The organism is Bradyrhizobium sp. P5_C11_2 (genome assembly GCF_054049755.1).
Window position 1 is genome coordinate 1 of sequence record NZ_JBFULT010000125.1, and the last position, 14,660, is coordinate 14,660.

The 14,660-nt window shown below is 65.0% G+C and carries 16 protein-coding genes; 7 read left to right on the forward strand and 9 right to left on the reverse strand.

Annotation, left to right across the window (positions count from 1 at the left end; all coding sequences use genetic code 11):
- Nucleotides 1-68: 68 nt before the first annotated feature.
- The 4 genes from ACXJL8_RS14695 to ACXJL8_RS14710 all read right to left on the reverse strand — a co-directional run bounded on the left by ACXJL8_RS14695 (nucleotide 69) and on the right by ACXJL8_RS14710 (nucleotide 3,340).
- Nucleotides 69-1,679, reverse strand: coding sequence for an ABC transporter substrate-binding protein (locus ACXJL8_RS14695; RefSeq protein WP_456619319.1), 1,611 nt, complete (start codon nucleotides 1,677-1,679; stop codon nucleotides 69-71).
- 165 nt (nucleotides 1,680-1,844) lie between these two features.
- Nucleotides 1,845-2,399 carry a TlpA family protein disulfide reductase gene (locus ACXJL8_RS14700; RefSeq protein ID WP_456685157.1) on the reverse strand — a complete coding sequence of 185 codons (555 nt, stop codon included), beginning with the start codon at nucleotides 2,397-2,399 and terminating at the stop codon, nucleotides 1,845-1,847.
- A 31-nt stretch (nucleotides 2,400-2,430) separates the two neighbouring features.
- Nucleotides 2,431-2,892, reverse strand: a complete 462-nt coding sequence (locus tag ACXJL8_RS14705) for a DsrE family protein (RefSeq protein WP_456685158.1) — start codon at nucleotides 2,890-2,892, stop codon at nucleotides 2,431-2,433.
- A 19-nt stretch (nucleotides 2,893-2,911) separates the two neighbouring features.
- The gene (locus ACXJL8_RS14710) at nucleotides 2,912-3,340 is read right to left on the reverse strand and encodes a DoxX family protein (RefSeq protein ID WP_456619322.1); all 429 of its coding nucleotides are present in this window, start codon (nucleotides 3,338-3,340) and stop codon (nucleotides 2,912-2,914) included.
- Nucleotides 3,341-3,444: 104 nt separating this feature from the next.
- Between ACXJL8_RS14710 and ACXJL8_RS14715 the strand changes: the two genes are divergently transcribed.
- Complete coding sequence (locus tag ACXJL8_RS14715) at nucleotides 3,445-4,329, forward strand: LysR family transcriptional regulator (RefSeq protein ID WP_456685159.1); 885 nt, start codon at nucleotides 3,445-3,447, stop codon at nucleotides 4,327-4,329.
- A gap of 8 nt (nucleotides 4,330-4,337) precedes the next feature.
- Here ACXJL8_RS14715 and ACXJL8_RS14720 read toward each other — a convergent pair whose 3' ends face one another.
- Nucleotides 4,338-5,063 (reverse strand): alpha/beta fold hydrolase, encoded by a 726-nt coding sequence (locus ACXJL8_RS14720; RefSeq protein ID WP_456619324.1) that lies wholly within the window; start codon nucleotides 5,061-5,063, stop codon nucleotides 4,338-4,340.
- Nucleotides 5,064-5,221: 158 nt separating this feature from the next.
- Between ACXJL8_RS14720 and ACXJL8_RS14725 the strand changes: the two genes are divergently transcribed.
- Nucleotides 5,222-6,202 (forward strand): helix-turn-helix domain-containing protein, encoded by a 981-nt coding sequence (locus ACXJL8_RS14725; protein ID WP_456619325.1) that lies wholly within the window; start codon nucleotides 5,222-5,224, stop codon nucleotides 6,200-6,202.
- 231 nt (nucleotides 6,203-6,433) lie between these two features.
- Here the strand turns inward: ACXJL8_RS14725 and ACXJL8_RS14730 are convergent, their stop codons facing one another.
- Entirely contained in the window at nucleotides 6,434-7,579 is a 1,146-nt protein-coding gene (locus tag ACXJL8_RS14730; protein WP_456685160.1) for an acyl-CoA dehydrogenase family protein, read from the reverse strand.
- Nucleotides 7,580-7,703: 124 nt separating this feature from the next.
- Here ACXJL8_RS14730 and ACXJL8_RS14735 point away from each other — a divergent pair, with 124 nt between their 5' ends.
- Nucleotides 7,704-8,381: an alpha/beta hydrolase family protein gene (locus ACXJL8_RS14735; protein ID WP_456619327.1), complete on the forward strand. Its 678-nt coding sequence runs from the start codon at nucleotides 7,704-7,706 to the stop codon at nucleotides 8,379-8,381.
- A gap of 18 nt (nucleotides 8,382-8,399) precedes the next feature.
- On the opposite strand, the gene ACXJL8_RS14740 is transcribed toward ACXJL8_RS14735, so the two are convergent.
- The gene (locus ACXJL8_RS14740) at nucleotides 8,400-9,374 is read right to left on the reverse strand and encodes a ketopantoate reductase family protein (protein ID WP_456619328.1); all 975 of its coding nucleotides are present in this window, start codon (nucleotides 9,372-9,374) and stop codon (nucleotides 8,400-8,402) included.
- Between the two features lie 155 nt (nucleotides 9,375-9,529).
- On the opposite strand from ACXJL8_RS14740, the gene ACXJL8_RS14745 reads away from it, so the two are divergent.
- A complete protein-coding gene (locus ACXJL8_RS14745) occupies nucleotides 9,530-10,333 on the forward strand; it encodes an enoyl-CoA hydratase-related protein (RefSeq protein WP_456619329.1) in 804 nt (267 codons plus the stop codon).
- Between the two features lie 11 nt (nucleotides 10,334-10,344).
- On the opposite strand, the gene ACXJL8_RS14750 is transcribed toward ACXJL8_RS14745, so the two are convergent.
- Nucleotides 10,345-10,602: a hypothetical protein gene (locus tag ACXJL8_RS14750; protein ID WP_456619330.1), complete on the reverse strand. Its 258-nt coding sequence runs from the start codon at nucleotides 10,600-10,602 to the stop codon at nucleotides 10,345-10,347.
- A 253-nt stretch (nucleotides 10,603-10,855) separates the two neighbouring features.
- On the reverse strand, nucleotides 10,856-11,740 hold the full coding sequence (locus tag ACXJL8_RS14755; RefSeq protein ID WP_456685161.1) for a LysR family transcriptional regulator: 885 nt from the start codon (nucleotides 11,738-11,740) through the stop codon (nucleotides 10,856-10,858).
- A gap of 114 nt (nucleotides 11,741-11,854) precedes the next feature.
- On the opposite strand from ACXJL8_RS14755, the gene ACXJL8_RS14760 reads away from it, so the two are divergent.
- The 3 genes from ACXJL8_RS14760 to ACXJL8_RS14770 all read left to right on the forward strand — a co-directional run.
- Nucleotides 11,855-13,219 (forward strand): FAD-dependent oxidoreductase, encoded by a 1,365-nt coding sequence (locus ACXJL8_RS14760; protein WP_456619332.1) that lies wholly within the window; start codon nucleotides 11,855-11,857, stop codon nucleotides 13,217-13,219.
- A gap of 43 nt (nucleotides 13,220-13,262) precedes the next feature.
- Complete coding sequence (locus tag ACXJL8_RS14765) at nucleotides 13,263-14,267, forward strand: ABC transporter substrate-binding protein (protein WP_456619333.1); 1,005 nt, start codon at nucleotides 13,263-13,265, stop codon at nucleotides 14,265-14,267.
- Nucleotides 14,268-14,397: 130 nt separating this feature from the next.
- Nucleotides 14,398-14,660 (forward strand): ATP-binding cassette domain-containing protein (locus ACXJL8_RS14770; RefSeq protein ID WP_456685162.1); only part of this gene is annotated, 263 nt, incomplete at its 3' end.

Sequence of the window (14,660 nt, forward strand, 5' to 3'; positions counted from 1 at the left end):
GTCATCGGCGGCCGCTGGTGGCATCCGAAATAGGGCTGCGCTCTCCCCGTAAGAATTGGGAGAGCAGCTCAGTCGTTCTTGTCCACATTCCAGAACATCGGCGTCGCCGGGCCGTCGATCACGCCGGTGAGCGATTTACGCCATGCGCTCGGCGCCAGGAATTGGCCGAGCGGGACGTAGATCACCTGATCGTAGGCCTCCTTCTGCACGTCGAAGGCGATCTTCTTCTGCTCTTCCGGTGAGGTGGCGCGGGCAAAGGCGTCGCGCAGCTCTTCGAGCTTGGGGTCTTCGGGCCAGCCGAACCAGCCGCCCTCCTTGCCCTTGCCGCCCATGGGGACATTGACCAGTGGGTTCATCGAATCGGTGGCGCCCTGGTAGGTGAAGAACATGTTCCAGCCGCCTTCCTTCGGGGACTTCTGGTTGGCGCGGCGGGTGACCACGGTCTGCCAGTCCATCGCCTGAAGGTCGACCTTGAAGCCGGCCTCGCGCAAGAGTTGTGCGACCACGACCGGCTGCGCTTTCAGCAGGATCTGATCGGTCGCCGCCAGGATCACCACGGGCGTGCCGTCATAACCGGCCTCAACCAATGCCTTCTTGGCGTCCGCCATGCTGTTGCCYTTGATCAGGGTCTCGCCGCCGGCGTCGCTGGCCAGCGGCGTATCGCAGATGAAGAAGGCGCCGCAGAATTTGTAGTATTTGGGATTGCCGATCTGTGCGTCGAGCACGTCCTTCTGGTTGATTGCGAGCAGCGCGGCGCGGCGGATCTTCACATTATCGAACGGTGGATGCAGGAAGTTCATGCGCCCGAACGATTGGAAGCCGAACTTGTTCAGGATTGTCAGGTTGATGTCTGGGTTGGACTCCAGCGTGGGCAGCATGTCGAACGGCGGCGTTTCGACGAAATCGACATCACCGGATTGCAGCGCGTTGAGCGCGGTCTGCGCGTCAGGCATCGTGATCCATTCGACGCGGTCGACCTTCACCACCTTGCCGCCGGAGGTCCATTCGGCCGGCTCCTTGCGCGGCACATAGTCGGTGTTCTTTTCGTAAATGGCTTTCACGCCGGGCTGAAACTCGCCAGCCACGAATTTGAACGGGCCGGAGCCAATCTGCTCCGGAATCTGCTTGGTGATCGGGGTCTCTGCAAGCCGCTTGGGCATCATGAAGGCCACGATCGACGATGGCTTGGCGATCGTCTCCAGCACCAGGCCATAGGGCTCCTTCAGCTTGAGGACGATCGATTTGGCATTTGCGGCTTCGATGCCCGCCGTGAAGTCCATCAGCTTGCGCGCCATGCCGTCGACGCTCGTGCCCCAGCGCTTCAGCGAGGCGACGCAATCCTCCGCCGTCACCGGCGCGCCGTCATGCCACTTCAGGCCGTCGCGCAAGATAAAGGTGTAGGTCAGCTTGTCCGCGGACACGGTCCAGTCGGCCATCTGCGGCCGCACCTTGAAGCTGGAATCGATGCCGAGCAGCGTATCGTAGACCATGTAGCCATGGTCGCGGGTGATGATGGCCGTCGTGAAGCCGGGATCGGTGACGCGAAGGTCCGATTGCATCACCGCAGTCAGGATCTTCTTTCCGGCCGCGGCTGATGCAACCGACGTCCAGGCCGCGGGAAGTGCCGATGGCGCAACAGCCGCAAGCTGAAGCAGTTTCCGTCGCGAGACGTGAACCATTCGCAATTCTCCCGATGCAAGCGAGACCAGATGGCGGCTGCCGATGGCGGGCAGCGTATGGTCTGCTGCCGCACCTTGCAATGACGGGTTGTCTCGTAAATCTGAATTCGCTTGCGATTGAGCAAGGCCGTTGGAACCGTCGGCGCGACGGCAGGCCGCCTCATCCTAGCCCTGCTCGCGATAGAATTGCAGCAACCGCGYGCCCGCGGGCGAGAGCCACTCAGCGGCGCCGGCGATGTAGCCCTCGACGCGATTGCTCACTCCGACCAGATAGGTAATGGGCATTCCAACGATCGTGAAGACCGAGGCGGACGACTCCGCCGCCGCTCCATACGCGTCGACATAGCAGGCGAGGTTCTGCACCGCGAGGCCGCCGAGGAACGCGCGGATCTTTCGCAAATCCTTCGTGTCGGTGCAAACAGCGACAACATCCAGTCCGTCGCGTTGCGATGCGGCGAGGCTTGCAAGCACGGGCAGATCGAGCCGGCAGGCCGCGCACCACGTCGCCCAGAAATTGACGAGCGTGATGCGTCCCGGCTTTGTCGTCACGACAACGTCCTTTCCACGCAGGTCCTGAAGCCGCAGTTGCGGCATCGCGGCGCGGGGCCGCACCAGCGTGAATTGGCTGCGGCCGGTCTCGAACACCGGTGGCCAGGCGGGAGCGCCGACCTGCGCGCGGCTTGCGTGCGGAGCAACAAGGAGCGCCGGTGCGGCCATCATGAGCGATCGCCTGGACAATGCGCGAGATTTCTCACGCATGGATGTAGGCCCAGCCCTTGAGTTGGAGCTCGACGACGCGTCCGATGCCGAACGGGACCAGGCTCGCGCCTGCGATCAGCGGAATCGCGATCTGCTCCCTGGCTTCCGCGATCGCTTTGGACGACGCGCACATGCTGTAGGCGAGATTGGGCAGCGACTGCCGCAGCGTCGCGAGCGGCTCGGTGAGCGTCGACTTGTCCGCGCGGAACAAGTCGATGCCCTTGCCGTTGGCGAYGACTTCGATCAGCAGCCTCGCGCCCTTGTCGGCGAAATGTTTGGCGAGATTGGCTGAGTAGCTGACGGCGTGTCCCATGACATAGGGCTCGTTGCTGTCGATCAGGATGACGACGCCGTCGACGAGGCGATCGTCCTTGGCTGCGGCGGCGCCGCCCGTCGTGAGGATCGACGCTCCCGCGAGCAGGCCCCTCCGCGACCATCCGTTGGCAGAGACCATGGCCGTGCCAACCCGCCGCTCAGAATTGCCGCGAAACAATCGGCGCCTTGCGGCCGCGTCCCCACAGCACGAACAGCGCGAGCGCGAGCAGGACGATGTTGAGCGGTGTGACCGCAGCCTCGCCGCGCGAGATGTGGAAGACAAGTGCAAAGACCTGCAGCACCGAACAACCGAGCGCGGCCAGCACCGTCAGCCGCGGCAGAATTCGCGTCAGGGCCGGCAACAGGATGCCAATCCCGCCGGCGAGATCGACCAGCCCGATGAAGCGAACGAACGTTTCGGAATACTGGCCGGCCCAGGGCATCATCGCGGCCAACTGGGGGATCGGCGTGAGCAGCTTGACCAGCCCGGCCGAGGCGAACGCGGCGAAGATCAGGACCTGCGCGATCCAGAGGCCGATGCGAAGGGCCCGGCCGGGCTGGGCGGTTTCGAGGGTGGTCGTCGACATGGTGGGTCTCCAGACAGCTGAGGGTTGCCACCATTTGATAGTTTCACCATCTTTGATCATTATGTGCTTTGGGATGGATTCCTTTCCCTGGTGTTGATGATCTCATGGATTCCCTGGTCAGTATGAGGGTGTTTTGCCTGGTCGCGGAGCTGAAGAGCTTTGCGGCTGCGGCGGAGCGCCTGCGCCTCTCGCCCGCCATGGCGAGCAAGCATGTGATGCAGCTCGAAAAGCGGCTGGGCACGCGGCTGCTCAACCGCACTAGCCGGCGCGTCAGCCTCAGCGAGAGCGGCGCGCTCTATTTCGAGCAAGCGCGGCAGATGCTGGATTCGCTCGACGAGGTCGAAGCCGCCGTCAGCAAGGCGACCGTCGTTCCACGCGGCACGTTGCGGCTGACCGCGCCGGTCTGGATGGCGAACGCGATGTTCGCGGGCGTGCTGTCCGACTATCGGGCCCGCTATCCGGAAGTGTGCCTGGATGTCGATCTCAGCGGGCGGCTGGTCAATCTGGTCGAGGAGGGATTCGACCTGGCGCTGCGCGCCACCGGCACGCCCGACGAGGCCCTGATCGCGCGTCCGATCACCAGGGTCGCGTTCCACCTGGTCGCGTCAGCCGCCTTTCTCGATCGTGCCGGCCGCCCGGCCGGGCCGGCCGACCTCGCCGGCCAGGCGGTCCTGCACTATGCGCTTTATCCGGGCGAAAGCTTCTCCTTCACGGGAGACCGCGGCGTCGAAACCRTCAAGTTCAACCCGGTCCTGCGCAGCGGCAATGAAACGCTGCTGCACATGGCTGCGCTGGAAGGCATGGGCCTCGCCTTCCTGCCGAAATGGCTGGTCACTGAGGACATCGCCGCCGGACGTCTCGAGCACGTTCTGCCCAATGAGATCATCTTCGAAGGGCGCCTGTTCGCGGTCTATCCCAGCCGCAAATATCTCTCCGCGAAGGTGAGGACCTTCATCGACTTCGTCGCGGCCGACAAGCGGATGAGATAGCGCGCCGGTCAGTCGCGCCCCGCCTCCATGATCGCCTTGGCCAGCCGCGCCGGATCGGAGAAGCACAATTCGTGGCTTCCCGGCACCTGCACCAGGCGGAACAGGCCGAGCTTCTCCGACAGCCGCGGATGCCAGGGATAGCCGTGCGGCAGCGCGGTGTCCTCGGTGCAGTTGATGTAGGATTTTGCCAGCGGCATTTCGGCCGGATTGGTCTTCAGCGCGATCTTGTCGCTGAAGGTCTTCAGCGGATGCGGATTGAGGATCTCATAGGCGCGCTGCGCCAGCGCGAGATCGGCATCGTTGATGAACGCATCGCGCCAGATCGGGAACGGCAGCACCACCGAGCCATCGCCACGCTCGGCCGCGATCATGTCGAACAGGCCGACATATTGCGGCGGCACCATGTCGTTGAGCGACTCGCCATTGTTGGGCACGAACGCGTTCCAGTAGACCAGCCGCCGGATGCGCTCCGGCGCAAGGTCCGCCACCCCGGTGATGACCATGCCGCCATAGGAATGGCCGAGCAGGACGACGTCCTTCAGATCGTTCTCGGCGAGGTAGTCGACGATGGACTGGACCGCCTCCTTAAGCCCCGTCGTCTTGGCATCCCCCGGGCGATTGCCTTTGATCGTCGGGGTGTAGGCCTGATGGCCATGGGCGCGGATCGTCGCCGCGACAGGCTCGAACTCGGCACCGGTGTGCCAGGCGCCGTGAACGAGAACGTAGGTCGACATGTTGTGGCTCCTTCGCAGGATGTGGTTAGATCGGTACGAATGGGGTCTTTTGCGGCGCTCGCGAGGCGCGGCGGACAATTCTTGTTGTGCGAAGTGTGAACCGGCGGACCATTTTCCGCTTGTCTGATGCTGAACCGGATTGGTCTCGGAGCGAACTGATGGAGCAGCTCAATTCTGAAAGCCGGCCCCCGCATCTGGTCTGGGACACCGGAGGAACGCGGCCGGAGGAGCAGTTCTCCTACTATCGCGAGGCGATCTGCCAGGCATTCATGAACCTGACGCCGGAATCGGCCACGACGTCGCGCTTTCCGGCCAAGGTGGAGACGATCCGGCTGGGCGCGGGCGCGGTCAACCGGGTGGTGTTTCCCGAGCACACCGTCAATCGTTCGCGCGCCGATATCGCGACATCAAGCGAGAGCTGCTTCTATCTCAACTTCAAGCTCGCCGGGCGCTGCCGCATGCTCCAGGGCGGCCGCGAGGTCAGCCTGTCACGCGGCCAGGTCGGCATTGTCGACAGCGATCGCGAGGTGACGCTGCTGCACGATCGCGGCCCGACGCTGCAGGTCGCCTCTTTCTGGGTGCCGTCGCGCGCCTTACGCGACCGGCTGCCGCCGTCGTTCGATTTCAGGGCCGAGCGCGTGTCCGATGATCCCCATGTCGGTCATCTCATCGTCGAAACCGCGCGGTCCCTCAATGCCGGCGCGCTGCGGATGGCGGAGGAGGACGGCGTCCGGCTGTTCGACGTGCTGCTCGATCTCGTTGCGCTCAGCCTGTCGCGCCGCTCACGGGCGCAAACGGCGGAGGCCATCAATTTCGCCGACGCCACCGTGCTGGCGTTGCGCCGTGCCATTCACGAGCGGCTGCGCGAGCAGGGGCTGACGGTTGCCACCGTCGCCGGCGCCGTCGGCATCAGCGAGCGCTACGTGCACAAGCTGTTCGAACGCACCGGCACGACGTTTTCCGATTACGTGATGCAGCGGCGCCTCGATGGCGCCGCGGCCGACCTCAGGGATCCGGCATTGCCCGGTCGCGAAATCGGCGCCATCGCGTTCGACTGGGGCTTTTCCGACCTCTCCCACTTCACCCGGCGCTTCAAGCAGCGTTTTGGATGCCGGCCGCGGGATTGGCGTGCGGGCTGAGGGAAGTTACGTGAGGGCGGTTTGTGGCAACGATGTCGCCCCGCTCGTCGTCCCGGCGAAGGCCGGGACCCATACCGCGTGATCTATCAACCGTGAAAGGTGGGAGTACCGAGCCACTAGTCTTCGCCAAACTTCTCCCTGTGGTTATGGGTCCCGGCCTTCGCCGGGACGACGGTGCTTTTTGTGGTTGCCATATTGCCTCAAACGCCTTTCGCCTGAGGCGAACCAGCCCTACAGCGACCGTGCGATCAACAGCTTCATGATCTCGTTGGTGCCGCCATAGATCTTCTGGATGCGGGAATCGATGAAGATGCGCGAGATCGGATATTCCTGCATGTAGCCGTAGCCGCCGAACAGCTGGAGGCATTCGTCGGCGGTCTCGACCTGTTTCTCCGAGCACCAGTATTTCGCCATCGAGGCGGTGACGGTGTCGAGATCCTTGGCGATCAGGCGCTCGATACACCAGTCGACGAAAACGCGCGCGATCATCGCCTCGGTCTTGCGCTCGGCGAGCGTGAAGGCGGTGTTCTGGAAGTCCATCAGCGGCTTGCCGAAGGCCTTGCGTTCCTTGGTGTACTCGGTGGTGAGCTTGATCGCGCGCTCCATCGAGGCGACGGCGCCGACCGCAAGCGCCAGCCGCTCCTGCGGCAATTGCTGCATCAGCTGCGCGAAGCCCTGGCCTTCCTCGCCGCCGAGCAGGTTTTCCGGCGGCACGGTGACGTTGTCGAAGAACAGCTCGGAGGTGTCGGAGGCGTGCAGGCCGATCTTGTCGAGGTTGCGCCCACGCTTGTAGCCGTCGGCGCCTGCGGTCTCGACCCCGAGCAGCGAGATGCCCTTGGCACCCGGCTCGCCGGTGCGCGCGACGACGATGACGAGATCGGCGGCCTGGCCGTTGGTGATGAACGTCTTCTGGCCGTTGATGACGTAGGAATTGCCCTGTTTCCTGGCCGTGGTCTTCACGGCCTGCAAATCCGAGCCGGTGCCGGGCTCGGTCATGGYGATGGCACCGACCATCTCGCCCGATGCCATTTTCGGCAGCCAGCGCGTCTTCTGCTCCTCCGAGCCGTAGTTGAGGATGTAGTGGGCGACGATGGCGCTGTGCACGGAGACCCCGGTCGTCATTTCCGGCACCGTGCTCTCGAGGTCCTCCAGCACCGCGGCGTCATAGGCGAAGGTCGCGCCGAGGCCGCCATAGGCTTCGGGCACGCTCGCCAAAAGCGCGCCCATCTCGCCGAGCCCGCGCCAGGCAAAGCGGTCGACCATCTTCTGCTCGCGCCACTTTTCGGCGTGCGGAGCCAGGTACTTGGCCAGATACTTCCGGAACTGGTCGCGGAAGACGTCGAGCTCTTCGGTCATCCAGGCGGAGCGGTAGGACATGGTCACCTCGGTCGATGCGGTTGCCGGCTTGGTAGGCCAGTCGGCCGCGGCAATTATTGTGTTTTCAGGCTGCGCCGGTGACGCTACCAAGGCGCCGGAAACGCGTCTGTCAGGATGGTTGATTGTGGCTGTCAAAACTCAAGAGCTCAAGTTCGACATCGAGCGTATCGGCACGGTCTCCGCGATCCTGGTGCGGCCGGACAAGGCGCGCGCCTGCTACGTCCTCGCGCATGGCGCCGGCGCGGGGATGCGGCATGCATCGATGGACAAGATTGCGCAGGGCCTCGCGGATCGTGGCATCGCGACGTTCCGCTTCAATTTTCCCTACATGGAAAACAAGCAGGGCCGTCCTGACCAGCCGGCGGTGGCCCACGCCACTATCCGCGCGGCAGTCGAGCAAGCAGCGCGGCTCTGCCCCGGCTTGAAGCTCGTCGCCGGCGGAAAATCATTTGGCGGGCGCATGACCTCGCAGGCGCAGTCAAAGGCCGCGCTGCCGGGCGTAACAGGGCTCGCCTTCCTCGGCTTTCCCCTGCACGCCGACAAAAAGCCGTCGACGGAGCGCGCCGAGCACCTCACCCATGTCGGGATCCCGATGCTGTTCCTGCAGGGTACGCGCGACGGCCTTGCCGATCTCGGCCTCCTCAAGCCCGTGATCGATGCGCTCGGCCCCAAGGCGACGCTGCACGAGGTCGAAGGCGGCGATCATTCCTTCGCGGTGCTGAAAAAGTCCGGCCGGACCAATGAAGAGGCGCTTGCGGAGGTGCTCGACACGCTGACGGCCTGGATCGACCAACTCGCCTGAAGCTCACGCCGCGGAAGCTCAGGCTGCGTAAAGCCCCTTGTCGCGCGCCTTCTGGATCGCCAGCGCGGCGATCAGGTCGAGCGTCGGCGTCGACAGGCCGGCACTGCGTGCGAAGGCGGCCGGCGCCTTCACCAGCACGTCGATCTCCATGGCGCGGCCGAGCTCGTAATCCTGGAGCAGCGATGGCTTGTGGTTGGGCGCGGGGCCGCTGCGCGTGACGCGTTTCACCTCCGGGATGAAGTGCTGGGCGATCTCGTTGGCTTCGTTCAGCATGCGCGGAATCACCTCGGCGAAGGCAGGGTCGTCGCGCACGCCGCGCGCGGTCTGGCCGGTGAGCAGGCACAGCACCGACAGCGACATGTTGGTCAGCAGCTTTGACCAGATCGCCTCGCGGATCTCGGCCACCGGCGGCGATTCCAGCCGCGCGTCGTTCAGGACCGTCCGGAGCTTGGTGATGCGCTCGCAATTGCGGTCATCGCATTCGCCGACCAGCAGGCGGTTGCGGTCCGGCGTCAGGTTCTGCACCACCCCGGGTGCGATCACCTCGTTGGAGGAGAAGATGACGCCGCCGACGATCCGCTCCTTCGCGATACAGGCGCGCAAGCGCCCGCCCGGATCGAGGAAGGAGATGTCGGGCGGGGCCGGATGCCGCGGCGGCAGGCCGATGCCGTACCACCAGGGAATGCCGTTCTGGGCGAACACGATCGCGGTGTCCTCGCCGAGCAATGGCTTGAGGCTGGCGACCAGTCCCTGAAGCGCGGTGGCCTTCAGCGTGCTGATGACGACGTCCTGCGGGCCGAGCTGGGCCGGATCGCCGGTGGCGTTGACCTTGGCGGTGACCTCGGAATCGCCGACGCGCAACTTCAGGCCATTGGCGCGGACGGCCTCCAGATGCGCCCCCCGCATCACGCACGAGACCTCATGACCGGCGCGAGCCAGCCTGACCGCGATATGGCTGCCGACGGCGCCCGCGCCGAAAATGCAGATGCGCATGTAAATCCAGTCCCTGATCCCTTGGTGCCATCGGGCGCCAGCATGACACAAGCCGCCATGCGATGGGCGCGACCGCCCCACGCTGGAAAGATATGGATCGGCATGCGTTGCCTCGGCCATAGTGCACGGCAAGCAACATAGCCGGAGGATCGCCGATGAATGCCAGCCCCGTCCTGTGGACCCTTGATGAGCGTGGGGTTGCGACCGTCACGTTGAACCGGCCGGAGGTCAACAACGCCTATGACGGCGCGCTAATTGCCGGCGTGCTCACGGCGATGGACGATCTCGGCAAGAAGCCCAACCTGCGCGTCGTCGTGCTCCGGGGCGATGGCAAGCATTTCCAGGCCGGCGCCGACCTCAAATGGATCAACGGCGTGCGACCGCAATCGGCTGAGGCCAACGAGGCGGCGTCCCGGGCGACGTTCGAGGCCGTGCAGCGGCTCAACACCTTGCCGATCCCGACCGTGGCTTTGGTGCAGGGCGGCTGCTTTGGCGGCGGCACCGGTGTCATCGCGGCCTGCGACGTCGTCATCGCCGCGGATAACGCCCTCTTCTCCATCACGGAGGTGCGCTGGGGCCTGACCGCCGCGATCATCATCCCGCAGCTCTGCGACGCCATTAGTGTGCGGCAGGTCCGCCGCTACGCGCTCACCGGCGAACGTTTCGGCGCCGAGGACGCCCGCCGCATCGGCCTCGTGCACGAAGTCGTGCCGCTCGCCGAGCTGGAAGCTGCCGGTGCCAAGGTGGTCGAGCAGCTGCTCGCCAACGGACCGGAGGCGATGGCCGAGACMAAGCGGCTGGCGCTGGAGAGCTCGTTCGGCGGCATGGCGGTGGACGATGCCGCTTACGCCCGGCTGGTGCACCTGCATTCGCTCAAGCGGCAGAGCGCCGAGGCGGCGGAGGGGCTGGCGTCGTTTGCGGAGAAGCGGGCGGCGAAGTGGGGCGGCGGGAAAGGCTGAGCGCTCCCCGCTCAGCAGCCGCGGCAGATGTTGTTGATGCTGCGATAGACGGCCTCGTCGTCCTGCCGCATCTGCTGCTGCGATTGCAGCGTCTTGCCGTCATTCGCTGGCGCGGCGGGCTTGCGCTTGGCCGCGAGCTCGTCCTCCTGCCGCTTGTAGCAGGCCTCGCGATCGGGCTTGGCCTGGATGAAGCGGCAGTTCTGCTCCACGGCCGCGGCAGGGGCGGTTGAGAACGCGAGAACGATCAGGGCAGGCAGGGTGAGTTTCAAAAGCGTCGTATCCATTCGTTGACATGACGTGGGGCGCGTAGCCCGGATGAGCGAAGCGATATCCGGGACCACTGTTACCCGCATATCGCTTCGCTCATGCGGGCTACGGCCGCCGCGCGCCTGGTGCAACTTCTCTCAGGTCCGCCGATCGAGGGCAACCATCTTGTAGCAGGCGCGTAGCCCGGATGGAGCGAAGCGTAATCCGGGTTCGGCATCCCCGCATTCCGCTTCGCTCCATGCGGGCTACGGCTCCTCACAACGACGGCGCGAGTGACGTTTTCAGCAAAGTGAGCAGCGCCTGCACCGCGGCCGCATTGCGCCGCCGCTCGGGGATCGCGGCCTTGACCCACAATTCCGGAATCGGAAAATCGCGCAACACCGGCTTGAGCGTGCCGTCGCGCAAGGCATCCGCGACGAGGTAATGCGAGATCAGTGCGATGCCGTTGCCGGCGATGGCGCTGCGCGCCAGCACGTGCCCTTCGTTGGACGACAGCAACGGGCTGACCTGGATGCTGATGCGGCCGCGCGGCCCGTCAAAGATCCATTCCGGTCCGGTCGGCAGGAAGCTGAGGCAGCGATGCTCGACGAGGTCGCGCGGATGTTTTGGCGTGCCGTGCTTCTTCAAATAGGCCGGCGAGGCGCAGAGCAGCCGCTTCAGCGCGCACAGCGGCTCGTCGATCACGCCGCCGAAGGAATGCGGAAAGGCACCGATGGCGATGTCAAAGCCCTCGGTGACGGGATCGACCGGACGGTCGACCAGCACGATATCGAGCTTCAGCCGCGGGTTCTGGGTCTGGAAGGCGCTGAAGGTATCCGCAAGCCGCGCCACCGTCAGCGAGGTTGGCGCCTTGATGCGCAGATGATCGACGAGATCGTGGCCCTTCTCGCCCATGCGCGACAGCAAATCGGTGGCGTCGGTGACGACGCCGCGGGTGCGATGCACGTAGCGCTGGCCGGCCTCGGTCAGGCGCAATTGCCGGGTCGAGCGGTGAAACAGCGGCGCGCCGATCCGCRCCTCCAGCTGCGTGACGCGTTTGGCCACCACCGAGGTCGAGACGCCGAGTTTCCGCGCAGCCGCGGAGAAGCCGGCCGCATCCGCGGTCGCCAGGAACGCCTGAAGGTTCACCAGGATGTCCATCTCGACCTTTCGCGATTCGAGAAAGCTGATCGCCTATTTTGGAGGATTGTAGCTCAGTCCGCGTTAATTCATAGTCGGGCTCAAGCAAAGAGATTTTCAGGGATAGGACGCGCCATGCGGGCCACGACGATCGAAGAACCAGCGCGCCAGGTGCCGCTCTACGGCGAATACGAGGTCGTCGTCCTCGGCGGCGGCCCGGCCGGCATCGTGGCGGCGGCCTCGGCTGCGCGCGCCGGGCGGCGCACGCTGTTGATCGAGCGCTACGGCTTTCTCGGCGGCATGGGCACCGCCGCCGGCGTCACCAATTTTTGCGGCCTGCACGGCAATGTCTATGGCCAGGCCCACCGGCTGGTGCAGGGCATGGCGTCCGAGCTCTTGGCGCGGATCGATCGCCTGAACGGCCTCAACGCGCCGCATCTGATCCTCGGCAAGGTGTTTGCACAGGCCTACGACACCGCGGCCTACAAGATCGCGGCCGACGAGCTCCTCGCCAGCCACAAGGTGCACATCCTCTTCCACGCGCTCGGCGCCGGCGTGGTGATGGGCGATAACAGCCGCATCGACGCGCTGATGGTCGAGACCAAGGCCGGCCGGCAGGCGGTTCGCGCCGAGATCTTCATCGACTGCTCCGGCGACGGCGATCTCGCGGTCTGGGCCGGCGCGCCGTTCGAAATCGGCGACGAACACGGCCATCCGCTCTATCCGTCGATGATGCTCCGTCTCAACGGCATCGATCCCGAGAAGGCGGGCGAGGCCTGGCGAACCATCCCGCAATTGATGGAGCGGGCGCTCGCCGCCGGCACCCACACATTCCCGCGCAAGAGCGCCATCGTGCGGCCGCAGAAATCCGGCATCGAGTGGCGGGTGAACTTTACGCAAGTGGCGCGCGAAGACGGCCATGCCATCAACGGCGTCGAGCCCGACGATCTCACCCGCGGCGAGATCGAGGGCCGCAAGCAGGCGCTGGCGGCATTCGAATTCCTGCGCACAGTGCCCGGCTTTGAAAAGTCCTACATCGTCGACCTGCCGCCGCAGCTCGGCATCCGGGAGACCCGCCGCATCAGGGGTGATTATCAGCTCAGCGGCGACGACGTGCTAGGCTGCGCCTCGTTCGAGGACTCCATCGGGGTCAATGGCTGGCCGATCGAGGCCCATGTTCCCGGCGATGTGATCTTCACTTTTCCGCCAATCCCGGAATCGCGCGGCTATAACGAGCTGCCCTACCGGATGCTGCTGCCCGAAGGGGTCGACAATCTCCTGGTCGCCGGCCGCTGCGCCTCGATGACCCATGAAGGCCAGTCGGCGGCGCGGGTCTCCGGTGCCTGTTTCGCGATGGGCGAGGCCGCCGGTTCCGCCGCAGCGCTGGCGCTGTCGGGGAATCGGATCCCGCGTGACATCCCCATTGAAAAATTGCAGGAAACGTTGAAACAACAGGGCGCCTTCATCGGGCGGGACCAGGTGGTGCCCGAAGGTTTGTGACGGTTGTAACAGAACGACCAAGAGAACCACGAGAGGAAACGGGATGATCGGGATTGCGCGGCTCGCGGTAGCTGGCCTGGTGGCGATCATGGCGATGGGCACGGCACGGGCCGAGGACGCGCTGAAGGCCAGGATCGGCGTTCTCAGGCTGTCGTCGTCCGCGCCGGTCTTCATCGCCCAGGACAAGGGCTATTTTCGCGACGCCGGCCTCGACGTCGAGCTGAAATTCTTCGACGCGGCGCAGCCGATCGCGGTCGCCACCACCTCGGGCGACATCGATTTCGGCGTCACCGCCTTCACCGCCGGTCTCTACAATCTCGCCGGCAAGGGCGTGCTGAAGGTGATCGGCGGCATGAGCCGCGAGAAGGCCGGCTATCCCCTGATCGGCTATTTCGCGAGCAACAATGCCTATGCGGCCGGACTGAAGACGCCGAAGGATCTCGCGGGCAAGCGCGTGGCGGTGACGCAGGTCGGCTCGAGCTTTCACTATTCGCTGGGGCTGCTCGCCGACAAATACGGCTTCAAGCTGTCGGAGGTGAAAATCATCCCGCTGCAATCGCTGTCGAACGCGGCCGCTGCCCTGAAGGGCGAGACCGTCGATGCGGCGCTGCTGCCGATCTCCACCGCACGCAAGCTGGTGGACGAGGGCGGCGCGAAGTTTCTGGGCTGGGTCGGCGACGAGACGCCCTGGCAATTGGGTGCGGTGTTCGCCTCGCCGAAGACGCTGACCAACACGGCGCTGGTGACGAAACTGCTCGGCGCGCTCGCGAAAGCCGATCGCGAATATCACGACGTCATCCTCGCCGCGATGAAGGACGGCACAGCCCCGATCAACGAGCAGACAAAACCGCTGCTGGAGATCATCGCCAAATACACCAACCTGCCGGTCGAGCAGGTGGTCGGCAACTGCGCCTATATCGATCCGGACGGCAAGCTCGACGTCAAGAATGTCGACAACCAGATCAAATGGCTCCAGGAGCAGGGTTTTGCCGACAAGGGCTTTGATGCGAACGCGATCATCGCGAAGGACTATGTGAAGGCGGACTAACCTTTCGTCATTCCGGGCCTCGCGTAGCGAGAACCCGGAATCTCGAGGTTCCCCGGTGCGCAATTGCGCACCTGTGGTCTGATCCTTCGGATCATCCCGGAACGACGGGGCAGAGGATAGACGAGACAGAATGGACCTGATCGCCAACCACATCACTCACCGCTTCGGCGACCTCGCCGTGCTCGACGACGTCTCGTTCACGGTCAGTGCCGGCGAGGTGGTGGCGATTGTCGGGCCGTCCGGCTGCGGCAAGAGCACGCTGCTGTCGATCCTGGGCGGGCTGTTGCAGCCGACATCGGGCGCGCCCGAGCTGCGCGGGGCACCGCCGGCTGACAGTCTCAATCCGCTCACCTTCGTGTTCCAGGACTTTGCGCTGCTGCCCTGGGCGACGGT

Excerpts from the sequence above, each read along its gene's own strand:
- ACXJL8_RS14710 (WP_456619322.1), bottom strand. The coding sequence starts at position 3,340 with ATGTCGACGACCACCCTCGAAACCGCCCAGCCCGGCCGGGCCCTTCGC.
- ACXJL8_RS14720 (WP_456619324.1), bottom strand. The coding sequence starts at position 5,063 with ATGTCGACCTACGTTCTCGTTCACGGCGCCTGGCACACCGGTGCCGAG.
- ACXJL8_RS14725 (WP_456619325.1), top strand. The coding sequence starts at position 5,222 with ATGGAGCAGCTCAATTCTGAAAGCCGGCCCCCGCATCTGGTCTGGGAC.
- ACXJL8_RS14740 (WP_456619328.1), bottom strand. The coding sequence starts at position 9,374 with ATGCGCATCTGCATTTTCGGCGCGGGCGCCGTCGGCAGCCATATCGCG.
- ACXJL8_RS14760 (WP_456619332.1), top strand. The coding sequence starts at position 11,855 with ATGCGGGCCACGACGATCGAAGAACCAGCGCGCCAGGTGCCGCTCTAC.
- ACXJL8_RS14765 (WP_456619333.1), top strand. The coding sequence starts at position 13,263 with ATGATCGGGATTGCGCGGCTCGCGGTAGCTGGCCTGGTGGCGATCATG.